General features: G+C 32.7%; 16 protein-coding genes. 9 read left to right on the forward strand and 7 right to left on the reverse strand.

All coding sequences use genetic code 11. From position 1 onward, the window contains the following. Positions 1-21: 21 nt before the first annotated feature. The 3 genes from CHB81_RS00370 to CHB81_RS00380 form a co-directional block, all read right to left on the reverse strand. Entirely contained in the window at positions 22-879 is an 858-nt protein-coding gene (locus CHB81_RS00370; RefSeq protein ID WP_089349911.1) for an ROK family protein, read from the reverse strand. 289 nt (positions 880-1168) lie between these two features. Continuing rightward, positions 1169-2422 carry an MFS transporter gene (locus CHB81_RS00375; protein ID WP_089349912.1) on the reverse strand — a complete coding sequence of 418 codons (1254 nt, stop codon included), beginning with the start codon at positions 2420-2422 and terminating at the stop codon, positions 1169-1171. 136 nt (positions 2423-2558) lie between these two features. After that, on the reverse strand, positions 2559-5171 hold the full coding sequence (locus CHB81_RS00380) for a glycoside hydrolase family 2 TIM barrel-domain containing protein (RefSeq protein WP_089349913.1): 2613 nt from the start codon (positions 5169-5171) through the stop codon (positions 2559-2561). Positions 5172-5558: 387 nt separating this feature from the next. On the opposite strand from CHB81_RS00380, the gene CHB81_RS00385 reads away from it, so the two are divergent. Beyond that, positions 5559-6722, forward strand: a complete 1164-nt coding sequence (locus CHB81_RS00385) for a XylR family transcriptional regulator (RefSeq protein ID WP_217899703.1) — start codon at positions 5559-5561, stop codon at positions 6720-6722. An 18-nt stretch (positions 6723-6740) separates the two neighbouring features. Here CHB81_RS00385 and CHB81_RS00390 read toward each other — a convergent pair whose 3' ends face one another. After that, positions 6741-7733 carry a tetratricopeptide repeat protein gene (locus CHB81_RS00390; protein WP_089349914.1) on the reverse strand — a complete coding sequence of 331 codons (993 nt, stop codon included), beginning with the start codon at positions 7731-7733 and terminating at the stop codon, positions 6741-6743. Between the two features lie 66 nt (positions 7734-7799). Continuing rightward, on the reverse strand, positions 7800-8276 hold the full coding sequence (locus CHB81_RS00395; protein ID WP_089349915.1) for a TspO/MBR family protein: 477 nt from the start codon (positions 8274-8276) through the stop codon (positions 7800-7802). A 156-nt stretch (positions 8277-8432) separates the two neighbouring features. Between CHB81_RS00395 and CHB81_RS00400 the strand changes: the two genes are divergently transcribed. The 6 genes from CHB81_RS00400 to CHB81_RS00425 all read left to right on the forward strand — a co-directional run bounded on the left by CHB81_RS00400 (position 8433) and on the right by CHB81_RS00425 (position 13757). Continuing rightward, positions 8433-9515 carry a diphosphomevalonate/mevalonate 3,5-bisphosphate decarboxylase family protein gene (locus tag CHB81_RS00400; RefSeq protein WP_089349916.1) on the forward strand — a complete coding sequence of 361 codons (1083 nt, stop codon included), beginning with the start codon at positions 8433-8435 and terminating at the stop codon, positions 9513-9515. A 30-nt stretch (positions 9516-9545) separates the two neighbouring features. Next, complete coding sequence (locus CHB81_RS00405) at positions 9546-9764, forward strand: hypothetical protein (RefSeq protein WP_089349917.1); 219 nt, start codon at positions 9546-9548, stop codon at positions 9762-9764. 81 nt (positions 9765-9845) lie between these two features. Beyond that, entirely contained in the window at positions 9846-10784 is a 939-nt protein-coding gene (locus CHB81_RS00410; protein ID WP_089349918.1) for a mevalonate kinase, read from the forward strand. A gap of 73 nt (positions 10785-10857) precedes the next feature. Continuing rightward, entirely contained in the window at positions 10858-11448 is a 591-nt protein-coding gene (locus CHB81_RS00415; RefSeq protein ID WP_089349919.1) for a hypothetical protein, read from the forward strand. Between the two features lie 64 nt (positions 11449-11512). Continuing rightward, entirely contained in the window at positions 11513-12466 is a 954-nt protein-coding gene (locus tag CHB81_RS00420) for a geranylgeranylglycerol-phosphate geranylgeranyltransferase (protein ID WP_089349920.1), read from the forward strand. Between the two features lie 382 nt (positions 12467-12848). Further along, entirely contained in the window at positions 12849-13757 is a 909-nt protein-coding gene (locus tag CHB81_RS00425) for a pseudouridine synthase (RefSeq protein WP_089349921.1), read from the forward strand. Between the two features lie 69 nt (positions 13758-13826). Here the strand turns inward: CHB81_RS00425 and CHB81_RS00430 are convergent, their stop codons facing one another. Both CHB81_RS00430 and CHB81_RS00435 read right to left on the reverse strand, forming a co-directional pair. Continuing rightward, positions 13827-14423, reverse strand: coding sequence for a DUF937 domain-containing protein (locus tag CHB81_RS00430; protein ID WP_089349922.1), 597 nt, complete (start codon positions 14421-14423; stop codon positions 13827-13829). A gap of 271 nt (positions 14424-14694) precedes the next feature. Next, entirely contained in the window at positions 14695-15195 is a 501-nt protein-coding gene (locus CHB81_RS00435; RefSeq protein WP_089349923.1) for a DUF456 domain-containing protein, read from the reverse strand. Positions 15196-15397: 202 nt separating this feature from the next. Between CHB81_RS00435 and CHB81_RS00440 the strand changes: the two genes are divergently transcribed. Both CHB81_RS00440 and CHB81_RS00445 read left to right on the forward strand, forming a co-directional pair. Further along, positions 15398-15628: a hypothetical protein gene (locus CHB81_RS00440; protein ID WP_132022530.1), complete on the forward strand. Its 231-nt coding sequence runs from the start codon at positions 15398-15400 to the stop codon at positions 15626-15628. A gap of 48 nt (positions 15629-15676) precedes the next feature. Then, positions 15677-16162, forward strand: coding sequence for a hypothetical protein (locus tag CHB81_RS00445; RefSeq protein ID WP_089349925.1), 486 nt, complete (start codon positions 15677-15679; stop codon positions 16160-16162). Positions 16163-16320: the final 158 nt, after the last annotated feature.

Raw genomic sequence — 16320 nt, forward strand, 5'->3', positions numbered from 1 at the left:
TATAAATGCTTTTGGTTGAAACTAAACCGTTTCGAGGTTAAAATTGTACACTAATGCAGCTGCTCCTAATACTGCACTGTTTTTAAGTTCTGAATTCTCAATTCTGAGTTTTTTTAGCTCGACAGGAAACATAAAATCATGAAGTCCTTCCCAAACCGCGTCAATAAAAAATTCATAAGCATTGCTTATAGAGCCTCCCAGAATTATGATTTCGGGGTCGTAGGCGTATAAAACTATTTTGATAACCTGAGAAAGATTTTTGCCGTATTCCTTAAAAATCTCTAAGGCTTTTTGATCTCCTTTTTTAGCTTCGAGATAGACTTTTTCTCCATCTAATCCACGGGAAATAAAAAACTCACTGGCACAATATTGCTCAATAATTCCGTCTTTATAAGAGATACTTCCTATTTCGCCAGCTCCCGTATTTACTCCTTGATATAATTTATTTTCGATAATGATTCCGCTGCCAAGACCGGTTCCTATAGTTACTGCCACAAAATTTGCAGAGTCCGTTCCTTTTCCGAAGAAGTTTTCGCCTAAAGCAAAACAGTTCGAATCATTATTGACATACACCGGGATTTTAAAGTGCTCTTCGAGTATTTTTTTTACATGAACTTCTTTCCATGATGGGATGGCAACAACATCATATACAATTCCTTCTTTCCAATCTACTACACTTGGTACGCCAATACCAATACCTTCACAACCGGGTTGATAAACTTGTTCTATGGCGTGTATTAATCTGTCTAAAACTACTTTTTCAGATTCTTTGGCGGGTGTATCTACTACACATTCGGAGATTATTTCTTTTCCTAAAATAAGGCTAGTGTGGATTTTTGTCCCTCCCATGTCAACGCCTATGATCTTTCTTTCCGACATTTTTAAAACTTTATATAATTATTGATTTTCTTTTGTTTTCTTTAAATTAATTATGACAGTCCGCGAAGTATCAAGTATGTTTTTTTTGCCACGAATTACACAAATTTTCGCGAATTTTTATTTTGAAACTGCTTAAAAGCTAGCCACAGATTTACGCAGATTTTTAATCTGTGCAATCAAAATAATTCGGGGAAATTCGAGAAATTCGCGGCAAACTTTTTAATATTTTTTATCCCCGACTTTCATTGCTATTATTTAAGAAATCTGTGGCTATTTTTTTGGCTTGGTATTAATCACGGATATTCATAAAATTTATTGTGGCATTATTGACTAAAGGTTTTGCCCAGAAACCAATGCTCAGGATGTATCCGAGAGTAATATATAAGGTGGTCATTGCATATTGAAGCCCAAATATATCGCCAAGTTTCCCAATGATTAATGACATAACTGCTCCGCCAACAATTCCGGTACATAAAATACCGGAGAAGGCTCCGTGATTATTTTTAAGAGAGTTTAGTGCCAATGAAAAAACGACAGACCACATTACCGAAAGGGCAAAACCGGAAAGTGGAAACGCATAAAGCGAGATTTCTGCCGAACCAAATAAGGCAAGTGTTAGAAGAATAATAGCTCCGGCTGCAAATAGAATAAGTACTTTTCGGCTGTCCAAAAATTTAAGCAAAACCAAACCTAGCAAACATCCCGCGGTCAAAAGTCCCCAAAAATAGGCCACAGCTTCGGCACCAATAGTTTGCGGTGCATAACCGTGATAATCACTTAAAAATTTCGACATCCAATTGGCGATTCCTTGTTCCGTTCCTACGTAGGCAAAAGTTCCGAAGAAGAATAAAAGCACCGTTTTGTTTTTAAGCAAATCTTTGTAAACGCTCCATGTTCCTGCTTTTTCGGTTTCGTCTAATTCAAATTTCGGAAACTTAAAAAGTAAAATAATAAGAACCATCGCAAGCGCTGTTATGGCAAAAATCCAATAGAGAGAAACCCAGTTTAGATTTGCAGGAACGAGTTTTGACAAGATTTCCAGAAACTCATTTGAATTTGTTTTGTCATGTTTAATATTCGTTACCAAGTAACTATAAACCAACGGACTTAAAAAAGAAGCTAACCCAAAGAATAATTGCGCCATTACAGAGTTGAACGCAAAATGTTCTTCGCCTCCTGAAACTCGCAACAACGGATTAATTGCTACTTGCAAAGCCGCCATCCCGATTCCGATTAAAAACAAGGAAACCAGCGCCATAGAATAATACGGAAACAAACCGAATAAAAGCGAACCTAATGCAGCTATCAGAAACGAAAATGCCATTACTTTTTTCTCTCTGTATTTTTCGAGCAAAACTCCCGCTGAAGTTGACATTACACCATAAGCCGCAAAAAACGAAAACGGAAGAAAACCAACCATACCAAGTGACAAATGGTAACTGTTGATAATATCCGGAATCAATGGCCCCATAATGTTAGTCAGAAAAGAAATAACAAAAAAGGTCAAAAACACCAATCCTACTGTTAATTTACTCGTTTTCATTTGTTTGTTTATTTATTAAAATTTTAGATTTAGACATGAGTTTTTCTTCTGAAAAAGAAATCCGTTTTTTGGACTTCTAATTCACTTTAATTATTAAATAGTATTTTACTATTTCAAGTAATCGATCCTGATCTTTTTATTCTACATTCCAGCCTTTGTATTTAAAAACAGGTTTTTCGCCTTTTAAAGCAGAGACTGGAAAAGTGACTTTGATTGTCCTGCTTTCTTTTGGCACTAATGAAATATAGTTGTCGTCCCATAAAACCGGAACTATTGATTTTCCTGAAACGTCTCCAACAATGTTTAATTCAATTAAAAATGCAATAGAATTTGATGAGTTTTTAAGTTGTACTGTAACCTCATATTGGTCATTTTCTTTTTTAATAATGTTTTGAGTTTCAATTTTTACTTTTGGTAATTTGTCTAAATCCATAAAATCAGCATATTCACTTAACGGAGTATTGATCCAATCTGATTTTGCAAAATCGAACACATCTTTTTTAGTCGATAACCAATAAAAGTTGTCTGCAATTGAATTTCCTTTTTCATCAGATAAATTCATCTTCAGAAAATATACTTTCGAATAGGCTGCATTATCAGGCAAATTAATTGTTTTAACCGAAGCATTTCCGTTTACAGAAACTGTTGCTTCTTTTTCGAAAATTACTTTTCCATTAAAATCATAGATCTGTAATTTCACTTTCAGATTCTTAGTTTTCTCAGGATTTAGATTGCTTACATAAACCGCATTGTCTCCATAATTGTAGGCAATATTTACGGCGCGCGCGCCTAATCTTGCGCCATAAAAAGCGGCATTTGGTAACAAATTATAATCCCAAAACTGCCAGATTAATTTTGGCCACGGAGAATTAAACATCCACTGAACGATTCCGGTTGTATTGCTTCTGTTTATTGCAAAAGCTTCGTACATTGATCGCATAGATTCTAAATTTGAAGCTTGGCTTTTAAAAGTAAAATCTTCAACATTTTTCTGGATTCCGTATCTCTTATCGAATGCTTTTGTAAAACGATCAAGCGTTTGAAATTCATTTCTCCCGCAGTGAAAATCCCAAGTTGAATTTATTGGCCATAATTTATCTTCGGGAATCATACTTTTTATCACTTCAAGCGAAGGAACTTGCGGACCTGGACCAGTCTCGGTATTAAATCCAAAAGCGCCACCATTTTCTGTATCCTCAAACCAATAACCGGGAGCAACATAATCGTAAGGGCCATTCATTTTTACTCCGGTTTTTCCGGAAATTGAACTTTCCATTCCTTTACAAGACATTAAAAGCGGTCTTGAAGGATCAACTTCTTTAAATAGAACATTGTATTTTGCTTCCAATTCCGGACGTGGTAATTTATCACTTCCCATCACCCAAACAAAAATACTCGGGTGGTTTCGCAACCAATTCACATGATCGCGAGTGTAATTTATAATAAGATCCATGTCTTCAGGCGTTTTGATCGACATAAAATCATCTTCAGGTTTGTCCAGATAACCTTTCCATTCCCATTGGCAACTCCATCCCACCATCATCAAAAGCCCCATTTCATCGCACATTTCATAGATTCTTTCGTTATTTCCCCAAAAACCTTCCATCCTAACCGTATTCATGTTAGTTTGTTTCACATACTCTAATTGTGCTTTTACTTTTTCTTCGGTATCATTCAGGAACATTCCATCAACCCAGCCACCGCCTTTAATCAGCACTTCAACACCATTTAATTTGTAACCTCTGTAGCCTTTTACCGTCATGTAATCCTCAACTTCTCGTATTCCGAAAGCAGTAGATTTTGAAAACGAAACTTTATTATTGGTTTCGATAGACATTATTAGCTTATACAAATTAGGTTTTCCCAATTCATACGTCCACCACAAACGAGGATTATTAATTTCTAGCTGTTTGAATTCTGAAGCGTTAAAAACAATCACTCGTTTTTCTAAAGGCTGAAGTTTAACTTTCTTTTCGAAAATTATATTTTCAATTTTTCCTTTTACAACTGTTTCTATCGATTCATTAGTATTGTTTACTGCTTCCGCAGAAATTTCTAACTCAGCACTTTTATAGCCTTTTTTATCAATTTTTGAAGTTACAAAAATGTTGTTCAGACTTGTTTTATCTGATATTTTAAGCTTTACTGGTCTCCATAATCCCAGTTCACGATCCGGAGCCATTGGTGCCCAATCAACAAAACCAATAGAAGGTTCATGTGTTTTTTGATTAAAAACTTCGACAGCCAAAACATTCTTACCTTTTTTCACATACTTCGAAATGTTCAAAGCAAATATTCTAAAACCTCCAAATAAACTATCTGCAGAAGCAATCTGACTTCCATTTAGCCAAACATTTGCTCTGTAATTAATTCCTTCAAATATTAATTCTGTATTTTTTGAAGCATCTTCGATAACAAATTCATTTCGATACCACCACGGAACTCTAAATCTTGTCGTATCAACTTTATTGATATTTTCCCCCATAAAAATATCCGCATATTCCTTATTGGCAATTAAAGACGCCATTACAGTCGCCGGAACTGAAGTTTTGTACCATTTTGTGACATCAAAATTAGCCTGTGAAATTTTATCTCCGGTAGTATTTATTTTTGCTGATGATTCTATATTCCATCCCTCTTTTAATTGCTTCTCAAATTTTACATTTTGAGCACCCACAGTAACTAAGCTGCACATAAGCCATAAAAGGAATGAAATCATTGTACCATTAGTATAATTTATATTCTTCATAATTTTTCTTTTAATCTAATAAAGAGATTAATGTATTGGTTAACAAAATTCAAGTGTTTAAAACGTTTTAAATTCTTTGGTTGCTTATTAAAAATTTCATCATTTTTTTACTACAAAAAGGCAAATGGTATATTTTACCAAAAGGAGTAAAAAAAGTTAAATGCATTTAAAAAAGGTTAAAAAAACTAATAATTAAAGCATTTTTATGTTTTTTATTGAAAACCACGAAACAAAAGTAGACTTGTAATTGAATTGACAATGGTATATTTGCGATAATTAATCTTCATTTTGCGAATATTTATAATTATAAAAATCAAAGTAAACACTTAATGATTCTCTGATTTCATTTCAATATAAAACTCTCTATATCAACCAATATATAATAAGATGATCCCCAAGGTACTACTGTTAGTTAATTTTTCAGAAGAATATGGACGAGGACTTTTGAACGGAATTGCGAAATATTCCCGACTATTTGGACCGTTTAACTTTTGCAGAATTCCAATTGTAAGCGGAAATAAAAAGGAGTTAAAAAATGCCATTGCATGGGCAAAAACCTGGGGTGCAAATGGTATTATTGCTCAAATTGAAAACGAGCAGGATTTTGAAAAATTACTTTCATTAGACATTCCAATCATTGCACAGGACACAAACGAACGTTTTATAGGCATCCCAAATATTACGGGATTTTATAAAGAAACTGGACAAATGGCGGCTTCTTATTTTATTGAAAAAGGCTTTAAAAATTTTGGCTTTTATGGCTTCGATAATATTGTCTGGTCTCGGGAAAGATGTGAAGGTTTCTGCGAAAAAGCAGCAGAATTCAATTTTAATGTTCATATCTACCAACATCAAAAAGAAGAAACTCCACCATTATGGAGTTACAAAGAATCTCAACTCGCAGATTGGCTTAAAGCTTTGCCAAAACCAATAGCAATCATGACTTGCGATGATAATCAGGGACAACACGTCACGGAAGCCTGCAAAGCAATTGGCATTAATGTTCCTGAGCAAGTGTCTGTTCTTGGAGTTGACAATGATTTAAGTATTTGTAATTTATCTGATCCTCCTTTATCGAGTATTTCTCTAAATACTGAAAAAGCCGGTTTCGAAACTGCTCAGCTTCTTAATAAAATGATGCTGAATAAAGAAGGTCATTATGATGATATTTATGTAGAACATTTGCAAATAATTACCCGAAGATCAACTGATTTCCTGGCTGTAAATGACAAAGAAATAAGTAAAGCATTGCATTTCATCTATTACAATTATAAAGAAAGAATATCTGTAGATGATGTTGTTAATGCAACGGCATTGTCACGAAGAGTTTTAGAAAAAAGATTTCAATTGGTTCTAAAACGAAGCATTCTCGACGAGATAAATACACTCCGAATTAAACAAGTAAAGCAGCTTTTGATCGAAACAGATTTATCCATAACCGAAATTTCAGATGTTTGCGGATATACCGATATCAAAAATCTTTCAAGATATTTTAGTCGGCATGAAGGCGTTAATCCGTTAGAATTTAGAAAATTGAAACAGTCGAAATGATTAAAACGAAAGAAATATTTACTTAGTAAAATCATTTAAAATGATATAATCTTTTAACTTTTTCCATTTAAAATAAAGAATTAAAAAACTAATCAATAAAAGCAAACCAATTATAAAAACTATAATCAAACTAGTTTCGATTTGATTTACATAATCTAGATCTACTCCTTCTTTACTTTTTCTTAAAGAATTCATTTTCTCAGTTAAATCCCAAGTCTTTTTTTCCAAATAATTAACTTTGCTTTCTGTACTGTTAACCATTCTTGCAACTATTAAATCACCGTCATAACCATACGTTCTTGCGGCTCTATAAATCTGAAGTGCATTCTCATGTTCACCTTTTAATTCTATAAGATTTCCCAATTCGAAAAGCAAAATAGAAATAATCTTATCTTTTGGTTCTATAAATGACATTCTCTCATTTACCTGATAATAAACCATTTTTGCTAATTCATCTACTTCATTTTTAGACAATTTAGTCTTAGGAACTCCGGTATTTCCAAAACTCGTGTTTATTAAAAACTGACCTGAAACATCTTTGGTATTCTTGATCTTAGCTTCCAATATTTTCAAATGCAACCATTCAGAGCCATTATGAGATTCCGGATTAATCTCAATTGATTTTTTAATCCAACCGTATGCTTTTTGATTTTCGCCTATCAACTCATAAAGAGTTCCAATATTAGACGCTGTTGAATATCGATTAGGCTTAATTTTTTCAATATTCAGATACAACTTTAAAGCTTCGTCATATTTTTTCTGAACAATTAACACATATCCTTTATCAGACAAATAATCTATATTGTTCGTTTTTTTATACAAACTATCAAGCTCCGAAATCAATTTTGGAAAATTTTCTATTGAAAATCTATGTCCATGAGGAACAAGTCCTTGAAAATCGACATAAACCATAACACCATTTTTCAATGTCTTGGTTTCCCCATTCAAACAAGCAAAAGTCTTAAACGAAAACAAGACCAACACAAAAACAAAAACCTTGAATTTATTCATAAAATAAACGTATTGATTGAACCTGAACTTGAAACTAAAAAAACCTGAAACCTGAAACAAAAATCCTTATCTATTCAACCACCAAATACTAGCATTCAAAATTCCTGCAAAAGCAACCCAAGCCATATATGGAATCAATAAATATCCAGCGATTTTATTGATTTTGTCGAACTTGAAATAAGTTTCATAAATCATCAACCACAACAATGCAATTTCAACAAAGGCTAACATCGGGTTTTTTAATCCGAAGAAAATATAGGACCAAATTGCATTCAATGTCAACTGAATCAAAAAGAAACCTAAGGCTTTTTTTACCTCTTCGTTTTGTTCTTTTATTTTATCCCAAACTAATCCTGCCGCAACTCCCATAAAAATATAAAGTAAAGTCCAAACCGGCATAAAAATCCAATTGGGCGGATTAAAACTTGGTTTTATAATCGTTGGATACCACGTTTCTACACTTGGTCTCGTTACGACACTTGCAGAATATCCTACCATTAAACAAATAATTAGCGCTATTGCAATCTTGACTGTCTTGTTCATCTTCCTCTTGATTTTTTTTTCAAAAATAGTTAAAAAGAAAGGTTAAACCATAGAAGTGATATAAGTTCATTTTAGCAAAAGCCAAACTTATAATTTCTTATATAACTTATATGGTGAAATAGTATAAAAACTATCTTTGCCAAAATTTTATAATTCATGTTTACAGCAACTGATTTTATTCCTAAAAAATATACTTCGACCATCGAAAATGGAAATTTTGAGTGGAGCGCTCCCAGCAATATTGCATTAGTCAAATATTGGGGAAAAAAAGACAATCAAATTCCGGCAAATCCTTCTGTGAGTTTTACACTAAATAATTGCAAAACGATTACTAAATTAGGTTTTGAAAAAAGAGAAAATCAAAATTCTTTTTCATTTGATTTATTGTTTGAAGGAAAACCGAAGGAAGATTTTAAACCAAAAATTCAGAAGTTTTTAGAAAGAATTGAAGTGTATTTGCCTTTTTTGAAAGACTATCATTTTACGATTGATACACAAAATACATTTCCGCACAGTTCCGGAATTGCTTCTTCGGCATCAGGAATGGCGGCTTTGGCGATGAATTTTATGAGTTTAGAAAAAGCATTGAATCCTGAAATGACCGATGAATACTTTTATCAAAAAGCATCATTTTTGGCCCGTTTAGGTTCCGGAAGTGCTTGTAGAAGTACAAAAGGAAATGTTGTTGTTTGGGGAAACCAGGCGAATATTCAAGGAAGTACTGATTTATATGGAGTTGAATTTCCATATACAATTCATGAAAATTTCAAGAATTATCAAGATACCATTTTATTGGTCGATAAAGGCGAAAAACAAGTTTCAAGCACTGTAGGACATGATTTAATGCACAATCATCCTTATGCCGAAAGACGTTTTGCTCAGGCACACGAGAATCTGGATCAATTAATTGCGATTTTCGAAAGTGGGAATTTAGACGAATTCATTAAAGTTGTCGAAAGTGAAGCCTTGACTTTACACGCTATGATGATGACTTCTATGCCGTATTTTATTTTAATGAAACCAAACACATTACAGATCATTAATGCAATTTGGAAATTTAGAAATGAAACCCAAATTCCGGTTTGTTTTACGCTTGATGCAGGTGCAAATGTTCACGTTTTATATCCCGAAAACGTTAGCGAAAAAGTACTACAATTTATTCAGGACGAATTAGTTGTATTTTGCCAGAATGGTCAGTACATTTGTGACCAAATTGGAGACGGTGCAATGAAGAGATAATTTTCGTATCTTTAATTAAAATTTTAGGTTATGGACATTCAATTGGAAAAACTCGATTTGATAAAAAAGCTAGTAGAGACTAAAGATCCTACCATCATAAATTCTATCAAGAAAATTTTTTCGAAAAAGAAAAAAGATTGGTGGGATGATTTGAGTGATGAGCAAAAAGAAGAAATTAAAGAAAGCGAAAGACAAATTGAACGAGGTGAATTTGTGAGCTATGAAGATTTAATGAAAAAATACAGATAGTATTTTTCAAACAAACCACATATATTTATCATTTACCGTATTACAAGACCCAAATAAAATTAAGAAAGACATAAAATAAACATGAAAGGACCATTATTTTACTCAAAAATATTACTCTTTGGAGAATACGGAATCATCCGAGACTCTAAAGGACTTTCTATTCCTTATAATTTTTATAATGGTGCTTTGAAGAAAATCGAAGATCCTTCGGCGGAAGCAATCGCATCAAATGCAAGTTTAAAACGTTTTGCATCTTACCTTGAAACGCTACAAACAGAACAACCTGAATTGGTTACTTTTGATTTGGCTACTTTAAAAAACGATGTTGAAACCGGAATGCATTTTGACTCAAGTATTCCGCAAGGATACGGAGTTGGTAGTAGTGGCGCTCTTGTTGCTGCTATTTATGACAAATATGCTACACATAAAATTACAGTTTTAGAGAATTTAACTCGTGAAAAACTGTTACAATTAAAAAATATATTTGCTCAAATGGAGAGTTTTTTCCACGGAAAAAGTTCTGGTTTAGATCCTTTAAACAGTTACTTGAGTATTCCGATTTTAATCAATTCTAAAGATAATATTGAAGCAACCGGCATTCCGACTCAAAGTTTTGACGGAAAAGGTGCTGTATTTTTATTAGATTCTGGAATTGTTGGAGAAACGGCTCCAATGGTAAATATTTTTATGGAAAACCTAAAAGACAAAGGTTTCCGCACCATGCTTAAAAACCAATTTGTAAAATATACTGACGCTTGTGTAGAGAACTTTTTACATGGCGACATGAAGTCTTTGTTTACAAACACTAAAAAGCTTTCTAAAGTTGTTTTAAACAATTTCAAACCTATGATTCCGGAGCAATTTCATGGAATCTGGCAAAACGGAATTGACACAAACGATTATTACCTAAAACTTTGCGGTTCTGGCGGAGGTGGTTATATTCTTGGTTTTACCGAAGATCTAGAACGTGCCAAAGCATCTTTGAAAGACTACAAACTAGAAGTAGTTTATCAGTTTTAAATTTAAATCTTCCTAAAAGCTAGTTATTTGAGTACATTTTCCTAGAACCTTAACCCTAAAAAAGCTATTGAATATGAAGAGTATTTTAAAGATTATCAAAGCGACTTTTTTAGGAGGAATTCTATTTTTAGCGCCATTAATTTTACTCTTGGTTCTTTTAGAAAAAGGCTTTAATATTATTCAAAAAATCACTAATCCTATTATCAATCACTTTCCAAAAGTGAAAATTTTGGGATTAGCAATCGAAGAAGTTGTTGCCATATTTATCATTGCTTTTATTTGTTTTACGGCTGGCTTAATCTCTAAAACCGAATACGCTCAGAAATTAATTAGAAGGTTAGAAGACGGAATTTTAAGCTTCGTTCCCGGTTATTCTTTTATGAAAAGCATGAACGAAAGCATAATGGGTTTTGAATCTAATCAGGATTTAAAAGTTATTTTGGTACCGACGGATGCTGGTTTGCAATTTGCTTTTTTAATAGAAGAAATCGACGAAAATAATTTTACCGTGTTTATACCGGACGCTCCAAATCCGTGGAGCGGTTCTGTTGTTTTTGTAAAGAAAGAAGACATCACAGAAGTCAATATGACTCAAAAGCAAGCTTTGGCCTGTATCCGAAAATTAGGTTTTGGTTCTAAGGAATTACTAAAAAATAAACTTTGATTTTGCTGTTCCCTCAACAAAAAATCTTAAATTACGCCTCAATCTCAAAAACTGAAATTAAAAAATGTTAAGCAGACAGCACAAACTTTTAGTGATGAAAATTGTCAGTTTGTTCTCTGTGGTAAGAGGTTATAACATTCCGATTATTGTTTTAGCACAATATTTATCCGCAATTTTTATATTAGCTCCCGAAAAAAGAGCTCTCGATATTCTACTTGATTTCAACTTATTTCTGATTGTCTTTGCATCGGCAATTACGATTGCTTCGGGATATATTATTAATAATTTTTATGATAGTCAGAAGGATTTGATTAATCGTCCAAACAAATCAATGCTAGACCGATTAGTGAGTCAGAAAACAAAATTATCCGTTTATTTTACGCTTAATTTTATTGCGGCTTTAATGGCGCTGATTGTTTCGTGGCGCGCTTTTCTGTTTTTTTCAGTATATATTTTTCTGATTTGGTTTTACTCTCATAAAATAAAAAAATACGCAATTGTTGGCAATCTAACATCTGCATTGCTGGCTGTAATTCCTTTTTTTGCTATTTTACTATACTTCTATAATAAGATTTCGTTTGAAGAAATCGAAGATCATATGAGTCATTTTGCCGTGATTTCGGCACATGCTGTTTTCTTGTTTTTATTATTACTAATCCGGGAAATGATAAAGGATTTAGAAAACTTAAAAGGTGATTTGGCGAATGATTACAAAACAATTCCGATACTTTATAACGAAACGGTTTCTAAACAAATTATTACGGTTCTGACATTCTTAACGGTGATTCCGGTTTATATTCTGATCAATATTTATGATGTAGGTTATATGGATATTTACTTTTATGTTTGTTTTGCTGTTCTCTTGTTTTTCCTGCTTTATTTATGGAGATCAAATTCTAAAGAACAATTTTTATTACTGCATAATGTTCTTAAATTCCTTATTGTTTCGGGTGTTTTTTGCATCGTCCTGATTAATCCGAGTGTTTTGTGGCACGGGAAGAATTTGCTTTTGAAATAATTTTAAAGATTGCACGCAGATGACGCGGATTTAGGCAGATTTGCACAGATCTTTATTTTACTTTGTGTAACTCTTCAACTTTGTAAATCTCTGTGATATTTTTTTTAAATGTTTAAAAGAAGCCAATTGTTTGAAACTAGCCCCGATTACTTCACTTAACATTTATTTTCATAGGAGTTCAGTGAACTTCGTTTGAAGTGAAAATCCTTTTATTTTTGCTGCCAAAAATAAAAGATTGAAACGAAAAGTGGGAAATTATGCCTGAAAAAAAGCCAATTATGATGCTTCTATAACTTCAAAAATTAATAGCTATTAATCTAAGAACAATGAACTTAGGATTATTTAGCAAGAATAAACTATCTTTGCACAAATTACAGAATTTATGAACAATAAGGAAGGCAATAATAAAAGAGGCGGATCTAGACCAAATAGCTCTAGGCCAAACTCTAACAAGCCAAAACCTCCTATGGCGAAGCGCGCTCAAGGGCCAAAAAAAGTGAAACCTGCTGTTAAAGCTGCCGAAGAAGAAAAGGTGGAAAAAATTAAAAAACAGAACCAGGCTCCAAAAAGACAAAAAGCTGCAGACGAAATTCGTTTGAACAAATACATCTCTAATTCTGGTGTTTGTTCGCGTCGTGATGCCGATATATACATTCAGTCTGGAAACGTAAAAGTAAATGGCGTTCCCGTAACTGAAATGGGTTATTTAGTAAAATTGAATGATGTTGTAAACTTTGACGGTGTTGTTTTGACTCCTGAAAAGAAAGAATACATCTTGTTGAACAAACCTAAAAACTTTACAACTGCTCTTGACGAAGGTCAGGAATACCGTAACGTTCTGGAACTTGTTCGTGGTTCTACAACGGCAAAAATTGCTCCGATTGGAAGAATGGACAAAAACACTACTGGTTTGTTGTTGTTTACTAACGATACAGATATGATTCGTAAATTTACTTTACCAAGTCAGAAATCATCTAAAATCTATCAGGTTTCATTAGATAAAAACTTGAAATTTGAGGATTTAGAAAAAATTAGTAAAGGTTTGGTTCTTGACGGACACCGCGTGTTTGTTGAAGAAATAAGTTATATTGAAAAAGAAGCAAAAAGCGAGGTAGGTCTTAAATTACGTTCATCGAATGTAAAAGTGGTTCGTGCAATTTTCGAAAGCTTTGAATACGATGTTTTACGTATAGACCGTGTATCATTTGCTGGTTTAACCAAGAAGAATCTGCCTAGAGGAAACTGGCGCTTTTTGACCGAGCAAGAAATCATCAATTTGAAAAACGTTTAAAACGCTTCAAATCTGGACTTAAATATAAATCCTGTTTTACTTTTCGTAAGATGGGATTTTTTTTATAAACTAAAAAAAGTTATGTCCGAATAATGTAAAAATTGATCTTCCGATGGATTGGTTTTTATCTTCAATAGTTTCAAAACAAGAGAAACCTAAGATGATTTTGATTCCAGGATGGATACTGTTTAAAATCTCTCTTTTTTGCTCTTCAAGCAATAATTTTAAACTGTCTAATAATTGGATATTGTTCTTTAGATAAGAAACGACCAGTAGTGCTGAGAAGTTAAGGATTTCTCTTGCCGTTTCGCTTTTGATTCCGACTTCATTAGAAATCATTTCGGAAATTCTGCCTTTTTTTACTGTAAAAATTTCTTTTAGTAAAGCATTTCCTTCTAATCGGTAGCAGTCGTCGACTGATAAAATTCGTCCTGCAGCAAAATCAACTTCCTGATAAAATGTCGAATCGTCTTTTATTAATGAAATAATCTCTTTGTAAAAACCCGACTCCCCGGCCCTATTATACAATCCCATTAAAACTGTTCCTATTGAAACATCAATTCCCTTAATTAAAAGTGCATCGTTTTCAAAATAAAATTTATTCAATTTTGAGACAACATTAGACGAAATGAAACGTCTAAGTTCAATTTGTAGGTTTGGAGTCATAAATTTACTATTTAAATTTGTTCAAAATAATCGATAAAGTGAGGCTTTTTATCGTTTATCAGGATAAAAATATAAAATATTTTAACATTTCCAAAAAAGAAGTTAAAATAATAACATCAAAATTAACAGTTATCTAAAACCAAAATCTCGAATCGCCAGTAAACATAACCCCTTAGTTATCAAAACAAACAAAAAAGTTTTTTTTGAAAAATTAAATAGTTTTCTTAAAATTTAAAAAAGATAAGAAAAAGCTTAAATGTATGTTATACAATTAAAACAATAATGTTCGATATTTCCATGTTATACTCAGAAAAATACCCAAAAAAATGATACAGAACATGAAATTGATAAAACTCGAAGCCAAAAAACCCAGTAATGAACCTGTGGCAGCTTTTAATGCACGCTTATGATTTTTAGAATCATAAATTAATTCTCCGACCAAGGCTCCTACAAAAGGACCAATGATAACTCCAAAAGGTATAGGTGCCAGAATACCAACTATTAAACCAATATTAGTTCCCCAAATTCCGTAGGAACTTCCTCCAAACTTTTTGGTTCCTTTGGCTGGAATTACATAATCCAGAACAGTAATAATTATGGTCAGCAAAAGTGTAATACCCAGAACCCAATAATTATTCTCGACCGCTTTTGTTAAATACAATAACAGCAAACCTACCCAACAACTGGATAAACCAGGTAAAACAGGAAGAAAACTCCCAAAAACACCAACAATCATACATATAAAACCAAGCAATAGCAATAGTAAATCCATAATATTTTTTGTAACTTTGTCCCTACAAATCATTTAGTAAAGCTAATAAATGCGTAGACTTTTAAAACTTATATTGTTTTTATTTCTGATCATCCCGATCAGTAATTCAATGTATGCACAGTCTAAAAAACTTTCGATTGACGATCAATTATTGCAAGACAGCATTTATAAAAGTAATAAGAAAAAAGTATTAAACTTCTCTATGAAAGAATTCGATGCACTTTTCTTTGAATACTTTAAGCGCAAAAATGATGCAGATATTATTTTAACAAAAACTGAGTTTTATAACTACACGGTTCAAATCGCTACTTTTTCTGATCGGCTTGCTAAATTATATCCTGAACAAAAGGAAGTTGCAGCAAAAAATAAAGAGCAATGGCTCTCAGAAAGCTATGAAGAATATTTACAATTCAAAGCTTCTCAAAAAAAATAATCGTATTTTTATACCAATAATTTAGTTTATTCATTCAAATTCATAATCTTGAAGCAGTTTTTCCTTTTTTTAGCTTTTTTAGCCCTCCATTCTTGTCAATATATTGACAAGCAGGTTCCATCTGAAAAAGAATTACTTCAAAAAGAACTAAAAACAATTAACTGGAAAGAAGTCGATGAATATCCATCAGTTGCCAATTGCGAAAAAATCGCCGACAAAAAACAGCGTCAGCAATGTTTTTTTCAAGTAATGGCGCAACTTATCCAAGAGAAATTAGACATTGATACGCTTTCGATAATGTATCCGGAACTCGATACAATAGAAGTAAAAGTAACCGTTTTCCCAAATGCAACCATGAAATTCGAACCGCAGTTTCCTAAAGATTCTGTTGCTTATGACACTATCAAAATCGATAGTATTTTACATGCTCGCTTGGTCGATTTTCCAAAAATAAATCCTGCTCTTAAACGCGGACTTCCGGTAAAAACTCAGTTTATTTTACCCGTTATTCTTAAAGCTAAAGGCAAAGAATAATATTTACCTTTTACCATTTAAGCGATATAAGTTCATTTAATTATTCATTCTTATTGCCATTCTAATTTTAGTTGAAGAATAAGGAGCTATTTCCTGCTGTTCCTTCCAATCTTTTATGCCGAACCCCGGCACAAAAGGATTTTCCCTCCCATCAGGGC

It is taken from the genome of Flavobacterium sp. ov086 (assembly GCF_900187965.1).
GTDB lineage: Bacteria > Bacteroidota > Bacteroidia > Flavobacteriales > Flavobacteriaceae > Flavobacterium.

What these genes read in the sequence shown, in the direction of transcription:
- CHB81_RS00370 (WP_089349911.1), bottom strand. Translation starts at nt 879, where the DNA reads ATGTCGGAAAGAAAGATCATAGGCGTTGACATGGGAGGGACAAAAATC.
- CHB81_RS00375 (WP_089349912.1), bottom strand. Translation starts at nt 2,422, where the DNA reads ATGAAAACGAGTAAATTAACAGTAGGATTGGTGTTTTTGACCTTTTTT.
- CHB81_RS00380 (WP_089349913.1), bottom strand. Translation starts at nt 5,171, where the DNA reads ATGAAGAATATAAATTATACTAATGGTACAATGATTTCATTCCTTTTA.
- CHB81_RS00385 (WP_217899703.1), top strand. Translation starts at nt 5,559, where the DNA reads ATGATCCCCAAGGTACTACTGTTAGTTAATTTTTCAGAAGAATATGGA.
- CHB81_RS00390 (WP_089349914.1), bottom strand. Translation starts at nt 7,733, where the DNA reads ATGAATAAATTCAAGGTTTTTGTTTTTGTGTTGGTCTTGTTTTCGTTT.
- CHB81_RS00395 (WP_089349915.1), bottom strand. Translation starts at nt 8,276, where the DNA reads ATGAACAAGACAGTCAAGATTGCAATAGCGCTAATTATTTGTTTAATG.
- CHB81_RS00400 (WP_089349916.1), top strand. Translation starts at nt 8,433, where the DNA reads ATGTTTACAGCAACTGATTTTATTCCTAAAAAATATACTTCGACCATC.
- CHB81_RS00405 (WP_089349917.1), top strand. Translation starts at nt 9,546, where the DNA reads ATGGACATTCAATTGGAAAAACTCGATTTGATAAAAAAGCTAGTAGAG.
- CHB81_RS00410 (WP_089349918.1), top strand. Translation starts at nt 9,846, where the DNA reads ATGAAAGGACCATTATTTTACTCAAAAATATTACTCTTTGGAGAATAC.
- CHB81_RS00415 (WP_089349919.1), top strand. Translation starts at nt 10,858, where the DNA reads ATGAAGAGTATTTTAAAGATTATCAAAGCGACTTTTTTAGGAGGAATT.
- CHB81_RS00420 (WP_089349920.1), top strand. Translation starts at nt 11,513, where the DNA reads ATGTTAAGCAGACAGCACAAACTTTTAGTGATGAAAATTGTCAGTTTG.
- CHB81_RS00425 (WP_089349921.1), top strand. Translation starts at nt 12,849, where the DNA reads ATGAACAATAAGGAAGGCAATAATAAAAGAGGCGGATCTAGACCAAAT.
- CHB81_RS00430 (WP_089349922.1), bottom strand. Translation starts at nt 14,423, where the DNA reads ATGACTCCAAACCTACAAATTGAACTTAGACGTTTCATTTCGTCTAAT.
- CHB81_RS00435 (WP_089349923.1), bottom strand. Translation starts at nt 15,195, where the DNA reads ATGGATTTACTATTGCTATTGCTTGGTTTTATATGTATGATTGTTGGT.
- CHB81_RS00440 (WP_132022530.1), top strand. Translation starts at nt 15,398, where the DNA reads ATGAAAGAATTCGATGCACTTTTCTTTGAATACTTTAAGCGCAAAAAT.